At 60.1% G+C, this 6,717-nt stretch carries 8 protein-coding genes; 3 read left to right on the top strand and 5 right to left on the bottom strand.

The genetic code is table 11. The features are described 5' to 3' along the window. Nucleotides 1-85: 85 nt before the first annotated feature. The gene (locus F7P65_RS15860) at nucleotides 86-466 is read right to left on the bottom strand and encodes an HU family DNA-binding protein (protein ID WP_274599463.1); all 381 of its coding nucleotides are present in this window, start codon (nucleotides 464-466) and stop codon (nucleotides 86-88) included. A 178-nt stretch (nucleotides 467-644) separates the two neighbouring features. On the opposite strand from F7P65_RS15860, the gene F7P65_RS15865 reads away from it, so the two are divergent. Then, a complete protein-coding gene (locus F7P65_RS15865; protein WP_240334330.1) occupies nucleotides 645-1,091 on the top strand; it encodes a hypothetical protein in 447 nt (148 codons plus the stop codon). Nucleotides 1,092-1,158: 67 nt separating this feature from the next. On the opposite strand, the gene F7P65_RS15870 is transcribed toward F7P65_RS15865, so the two are convergent. The 4 genes from F7P65_RS15870 to F7P65_RS15885 form a co-directional block, all read right to left on the bottom strand. Next, on the bottom strand, nucleotides 1,159-1,428 hold the full coding sequence (locus tag F7P65_RS15870) for a DUF5818 domain-containing protein (protein ID WP_025548968.1): 270 nt from the start codon (nucleotides 1,426-1,428) through the stop codon (nucleotides 1,159-1,161). A gap of 54 nt (nucleotides 1,429-1,482) precedes the next feature. Continuing rightward, nucleotides 1,483-2,820 carry an anti-phage deoxyguanosine triphosphatase gene (locus tag F7P65_RS15875; protein WP_025548967.1) on the bottom strand — a complete coding sequence of 446 codons (1,338 nt, stop codon included), beginning with the start codon at nucleotides 2,818-2,820 and terminating at the stop codon, nucleotides 1,483-1,485. A 118-nt stretch (nucleotides 2,821-2,938) separates the two neighbouring features. Then, the gene (locus tag F7P65_RS15880; RefSeq protein ID WP_025548965.1) at nucleotides 2,939-3,235 is read right to left on the bottom strand and encodes a type II toxin-antitoxin system RelE/ParE family toxin; all 297 of its coding nucleotides are present in this window, start codon (nucleotides 3,233-3,235) and stop codon (nucleotides 2,939-2,941) included. Then, complete coding sequence (locus F7P65_RS15885) at nucleotides 3,232-3,489, bottom strand: type II toxin-antitoxin system ParD family antitoxin (protein WP_128830733.1); 258 nt, start codon at nucleotides 3,487-3,489, stop codon at nucleotides 3,232-3,234. The genes F7P65_RS15880 and F7P65_RS15885 overlap by 4 nt, the downstream gene beginning before the upstream one ends. Before the next feature lie 193 nt (nucleotides 3,490-3,682). Between F7P65_RS15885 and F7P65_RS15890 the strand changes: the two genes are divergently transcribed. Both F7P65_RS15890 and F7P65_RS15895 read left to right on the top strand, forming a co-directional pair. Next, nucleotides 3,683-5,962 carry a Nal1-like putative serine protease gene (locus F7P65_RS15890; protein WP_025548962.1) on the top strand — a complete coding sequence of 760 codons (2,280 nt, stop codon included), beginning with the start codon at nucleotides 3,683-3,685 and terminating at the stop codon, nucleotides 5,960-5,962. 134 nt (nucleotides 5,963-6,096) lie between these two features. Beyond that, nucleotides 6,097-6,633, top strand: coding sequence for a CYTH domain-containing protein (locus tag F7P65_RS15895; protein WP_025548961.1), 537 nt, complete (start codon nucleotides 6,097-6,099; stop codon nucleotides 6,631-6,633). The last annotated feature ends 84 nt before the right edge of the window (nucleotides 6,634-6,717 follow it).

A 6,717-nucleotide genomic window follows, 5' to 3' on the forward strand; every position in this document is an offset into this window, starting at 1 on the left:
CCACGTTGCTCCGCGCTAAAGTGACATGTGGGATATTTTACCGATCAAGGGCGCCGCGGACGGATATCAGCGGCGCCGGTTGACCTTAGCCGTTCAGCTGGTCCTTGACGGCCTTCGCCGGCGTGAAGGTCAGCTTCTTGGATGCTGCGATCTGGATGGTCGCGCCGGTCGAGGGATTACGGCCTTCGCGGGCCGGGCTGTCCTTGACCTTGAACTTGCCGAAGCCGTTCAACGACACTTCGTCGCCCTTGGCGGCGGCGCCGGCGACCGACGAAAAGACAGCGTCGACATATTTGCGGGCATCGGCCTTGGTGAGGCCATGATCGGCGGCCAGAGCTTCAGCGAGGTCGGTGTTGTTCATTGGGTATGTTCCTCTGTTGGAGTGCCGTGCATAGGATGGAAATGGACCGGCCGGAAGGGGGGATTTGCCCGAAAACACTGGCTCTGGCCCGGTAAAGTGACACATGGGTTTTATGTGTGGTGGAGGCAGAAAAGGGGATTCACAGCGAGACAGCTTCTGCTAGATTCCTGATATGTTCTATCAGGCCGATCTTTTTGAGCAACAGCGCCCGTCTGCGCCGCAGGCAACAAAGGCCGCACCAGCCAGGACAAAGTTGCCGGAACTGGTCGATCGGATTGCGGCCGTGACCCGTCGGCCGCGCTACGCGCTTCTGGTCCTGGAGCAGATTGCGCGAGAGGCTGGGCCGAACGGCAGCCTCGGCCCTTATGTGGATACCGAGGAGGGGAGGGTGCCGGTACGTGACTGGCTCTGCCAGGCTTTGGCGCCCTTGGCCAAGCGAGACTGCCGCCGCATCGCCATGATGGAAGCGGTTCGGAGCGAGGTGATGGCGACGGCGGTCGAGGCAAGCGATCCTGCCGAGTTGGAGCGCGCATGCGAAGCGCAAATTCAGGAGCGCATCATCCGATCGGGCCGTACCAGCGTCAGCCGGGCGGTTTCGGATCTGGTGAAGGCGGGTCTCTTGCGGCGGCACTATCAGGGTTATCGTATCGACCATCCCAATCGCGGTGCGCAGCGCGAGGCGGTCTATACGATCACGGCCGAGGTCAAGCAGACCCTTCGGCGCCACTGACCGACCTGCGCTTGGTCTGGGCGTGACTGAGCCGTTGATCAACGGTAATCGGTGTACTCGCCACCGCTCATGCGGCTGAGGAAAGGGCCCTTTGAAATGGCTCGCTCGCCTCAATCCAGTTGACCGCGATCGCTTCCGCGCCTGTCCTGATGCCTTCGACCACCACGTTCGACTGAAGCAGATGAGCCACATTTTTGAGCAGGCCGACGTCCCAAAGCGCGCCATTGCGCGCTTGGACATAAAGATTGACCGCGCCCGCGACTAGCACGCCCTCCAGACGAAAATATGAACCGATATTCATGTGGCGCAGATAGCCTGCGCCTGATGACATCGCCATGACACATCCCTGGCGCGTGCAAATAAGCGGACGGAGCGAGGCGCCTCGCCCACGTTAGAGGCGGTCGAACACCGAGCCCATGCGCGGGGAGAACAAACGCTCATATGTCTTGAGCAGATGCGTGTCGGTCATCGCTGCCACATAGTCGCAGATGATGCGCAGGTCGCCGCCGGCTGCGTCAAGCTTCAAAAGCTCTTCGCGGGGGAGCAGCCGGACCGGATCGGCTTGCATGGCTTCGAAAACGGCGATGACCATTCCCTGCCCCTTGAATTCCAGATGCTGGACCGCAGGACTGGTGATGACTTCCCGCACGACGAAATCCTGCAGGACGTCGAGGAACTGACGCTCGCCTTCCCGCACGCGCACGCGGTAACGCAGCAATGGCTCGGCAAAGGCGCTCAGTTCGACATATTCCACGGCGGTGAGAAAGTGGTGGACCAGCCGTCCGATGAAGCGCTTGCGCGAGGCAGCGCCGCCGAACAGACCGTCTATCATCTGCGAGAAGACGTCATTGGCGCTCTCGCCCGGATATTTTTCCTTAAGGGCGTCGAGAAAGGTCGGGCAGCGATCCTGCAGCGCGGCGGCAAAACGCTCCCGCGTGACGAGGTCGAGGGCGATCGCATCTTCCAGATCATGGACGCCATAGGCGATGTCATCGGCCGTATCCATGATGGAGCAATCCAGCGATTTATGGATAGACCGGCCATGCTTGCCGGGCTGGGTCGCGAACGTCTGGAATGTTTCGAGGTCCGCACTGTCCAGCGGCGCAAGGATCCAGTCGACAATGTCCTGCTCGCTATCATGATAGCATTTGGGGGGCTTGCACGTCTTGCCGTCAAGAATCTTGATGGTGGTCGGGCCGGTGACGAGGGCAGGGACGATCGCCGGATTGCTCACCCGGCTGAATGCGACGGGATATTTCAGGATGCCGAGCATGGTTCGGCGCGTCAGGTTCGCCCCGGCATGGGAGGAGAAATGCTCCAGTCGCCCCAATATTCTGAGCGTCTGGCCATTCCCCTCAAAGCCCCCTGCATCACGCATGCAATAGTTCAGCGCGATCTCACCGCCATGGCCGAAGGGGGGATGACCAAAATCATGGGTGCAGCCGATTGAATGGATGGTGCCACGGTCGGGTAGGAGCGAGGCGGCGGGATGATCGGGAAAGCTCTTGCCGAGCTGGCGCGCGATCCCGCCTGCAATCTGCGCGACTTCGAGCGAATGGGTCAGGCGCGTCCGGTAGAAGTCGCTGTCGCCCAGATTCAAAATCTGCGTCTTGCCCTGCAGTCGGCGGAACGCAGCCGAGTGGATGACGCGGGAATAATCGACATCCCCATCATCGCGGGCATCTTCGCTCTGTGGGTTCCACCCCTCGCGGCGCGCTGACCAGCTCATGAGTAGTAGCAGGTCATGCCTGCGGTGGCGCCGATGATGGTCGTTATCTGTGAGGTCATGATGTGATCCGGGTCCTGGGACAGGGGATAAAATCGAGGGAAATCGAAGCAGCAAACCGTCAGTCTGGAAAAAGCATCGCTCCGTAATCTTGAGCGCCGTGCAGGATATGAATGATAACGACTTTGTCTGCTTCCACGCGATAGAAGATCAGATAATTGCCATGCCTGCGACGCCGAACGCCCAGTCCTTCGAGGCGTGGCACCAGCGGGAAACGTTCAGGATGACCCGACAGGCCTAGGCATTTCACACGCAGCTCGCGCAAGAAGCTTATCGCCCGGGCGGGGTTGTCCTGCGCAATATAATCACCGATCGTCTCAAGATCATGCTCGGCCTCGGCCGAAAGGTGAACGATCATTGAGAGTCGGCATCCATGGCGCGATATTTGGCCTCAAGACGATCAAACACTGCTTCCGCGGGCGCCATTCTTCCTGCATCGGCGTCGGCGAGTCCACGCGCGATCGACGCATCGAGGGCGGCCAGGCGGGTTTCTCGGTCCTGAATCAGGCGCACGCCCTCACGCAGCACTTCACTTTTCGAGTTGTAACGGCCGGTCGCGACCAGACTGGCGACAAACGTTTCAAGCTGCTGTCCAAGATCCGCGCTAATCATGTGGGTGCCTCCTGATCCATCCTTTAGCACGTTATCAACAGTTGATAAAGAGCGCCTGGATCAACTTGGGCATGAGCCCATAGCATGACCGTTCGACATTCCCCCTGGCGCCGGTAAAATTCCTGTCACGAGCAAGATTTATTCCATGGCTGCGGGCTTCCGAGAGGCGAAGCACGCAACTGGGGGATGGATCATGAAACAATTTCCACCGCAGCGTGACTATAGCTCCTTATCGGTTCGCGACCTGATCGAGGCGCGTGACGCCTATCACCTCCATCTGTCGCATCTGTCCAATGTCACTGCGACCGCGATCGGACGCTATCGCATCCACAAGGATGATTGGTATGCGACGCACTCGCCGGCCGAAAAGCGACCTGCCAACTTCGCGCCCGTCGCCGAGCCGAAGACGCTCTACAATACAGTTGTGACGCCCTGGTCCTGGCCGTGCGTGCTGGTCTTCGTCGAGCAATGGGTCGACCGGGCGGAATTTGCCCACAGCCCTGATCAGATGGTGCCGCGTGCGCTTTTCCTGCCCGATGGCCGGGTGATCCCGACCTGCACGATCCTGGTCGAACGGCGTGACGCGCCTGCGGCCAACGATGACGCGCCGTCCTTTCCCAACAGCCTGATCGGCGGTGGCTTCCTGCTGACCACACGCGTCCAGGGCGTCGACCATTTTGGCTCGGTTGGCTGCCTGGTCAGTGACGGGCGTTCAACCTATGCGCTCACCAACCAGCATGTCGCTGGACGCCCCGGTGAAGAGGTGGCGACCATCTTACGGGGCAGCCGCGTCGCGATTGGCGTGACCGCCGATCGGTCGATCCGCAAACTACCCTTTTCCAAGGCATATCCCGGATGGCCGGGTACGCAGGTTATGGGGAACCTGGATGTCGGGCTGGTCGATATTGCCGATACGTCCTTTTGGACCTCGCAGATTGCCGGGCTGGGACCGATCGGTACGCCGCTGGACCTGCACGCCGACAATATCACCGTCGATCTCATTGACTGCCCGGTCCATGCCTTTGGCGGTGCCTCCGGCCCACTCTCCGGCCGAGTGGCCGCGCTTTTCTATCGGTACAAGTCCATCGGTGGCACGGACTATGTCTCCGATCTGCTGATCGCGCCGGACCATGGCAGCACCACCCGACCCGGCGATTCCGGCACGCTCTGGTGCATGGCGGATCCAGGTGCCGAGCAAACGGATCCGCTGCGACCCATGGCGATGCAATGGGGCGGCCATGTCTTCGTCGACGGCGGCCACAGCAATGTGGCCCAAGGTCTGGCGCTCGCGACCTTCGTCAGCACCATCTGTCGCGAACTGGACGTGGACATCCTGCGCGGGGTTCATTCGGGACTCCCGGAATATTGGGGAGATGTCGGCCATTACACGATCGGCGCGAAGGCCTGTCAGCTCCTTGTCGACGACGACCTCGCGACGCTCATGATGGCCAATCTGGACCGTGTCGCCTATGGCGACGACAATCTCGCTGCCAAATCGTTCAAGACCGCCAGCCAACAGCGCTTCTCACCGCTCGCCGATGTGCCTGACAAGGTCTGGAAGCGGCCCGGAAGTCCGGCCGCGCGGGGCAATCATGAGAATCCCAACCATTTCGCCGATATGGACAAGCCGGACTCGAACGGCCGCACCTTGCTTCAGCTGACAGCGGACCCGCTGGGCAGGACCGACCCCGCCAAGGTCACGATCGAAACCTTCCAGACCTATTATGACGATATCCATGACCGTTCGCGCGGCCTGCTGCCGTTCCGGGTCTGGCAGTTTTACGACATGATGGTCGAGGCTGCCGCGCAGGGTGACGCGGCCGGTTTTGTCGCAGCTGCCGGCGTCATGGCCCATTATGTTGGCGACAGCTGCCAGCCGCTGCATATCTCCTACAAATTCAATGGCGATCCCGACCGCAAGGACCCGAACAGCGACGAGATTTACGGACACGAAGTCCATTCTGCCTATGAATCGGACATGCTGCGCGCTCATGCGCCGGAAATGTTGGCGCGGCTCAACACAGAGCTTGGCATCGGCCCGGGCCTGCGCGGCACTCACGGCTTCACCCGCTTCTGCCAATCGGGCCATGACGCCGCGGTCGCCACAGTCGATGTCATGCGCCTGGCGTTCAGCACGATTTCGGTCGACGACATCATTGACACCTATGTGCGTGACAAGAAGACGATGTGGGGCCAGTTCGGCGCGGCCACCGTGTCGCTGCTGGCCGAAGGCGCGCGGAGCCTGGCGATGATCTGGGAAAGCGCCTGGAAGCAAGGCAACAGTCGGATCACCGCTTTGGGCCCGATCGACACGGATGCGCTGATCGCGCTTTACGAAGATCCGGACTGGGCGAAGTCAATGACGCTGGATGAAATCGGACCGACGCTGCGCGGTGGACCGGCAGGCACAGCCGCATCGACCCCAGCCAAGCCGGTCAAACCGAGGCGGCGACCGCGCCGAACGGAAGCCTGATGGTTGACGAGCAACGGTGCGGCTCCATCGGTTCGTGTCGTTGTAAATCCGCGATCATCTGACTCCCGTTCGTCATTGATAAGCGCTACCTTGGATCTGTTCGCCGCCTGACGGCGATCCCATCCGGGGTGTCTATGTCAGTCGAGATCGAACGCAAATTTCTGGTCATTCGCAAGGATTGGCGAGCATCAGCTGATCGGGGTCGGCAGCTGCGGCAGGGATATATTGCCCACGACAGTCACGGGAGCGTTCGCGTTCGGATCGCCGAGGATCGGGCGTGGCTCACGGTGAAAAGTGCGCGATCTGGTCTCGTCCGGCATGAGTTCGAGTATGAGATCCCGATCAACGACGCGGAGGAGATGCTCGCTGGATTTTGCTCCGGCATCCTGATCCAAAAGACGCGTTATCGCGTGACATTTGCCGGCAAGATTTGGGAGATCGATGTTTTCCACGGGCCAGCCGAGGGATTGATCGTCGCCGAAGTGGAATTGCAGACGGTCGACGAGCGCTTGGAATTGCCGCCGTGGATCGGCGAAGAAGTCACCCATGACCCTCGTTATCGCAATTCGGCGATTGCTCTGATGCCTTCGGTTGAAATGGCGGAGCCAAACCCTCAACGAGACCCGGCGGATGGCATTCCACCTTTGGCTCGATTGGAGCTTCAAGCATGAGAAATGGTATCAGCAATAAGGATATAAGATATTGAAAATAGGTGATAATAAAAAAGTCTGATAATAAGAATTATGTTAAATATC

It is taken from the genome of Sphingobium estronivorans (assembly GCF_008692605.1).
Taxonomy (GTDB): domain Bacteria; phylum Pseudomonadota; class Alphaproteobacteria; order Sphingomonadales; family Sphingomonadaceae; genus Sphingobium; species Sphingobium estronivorans.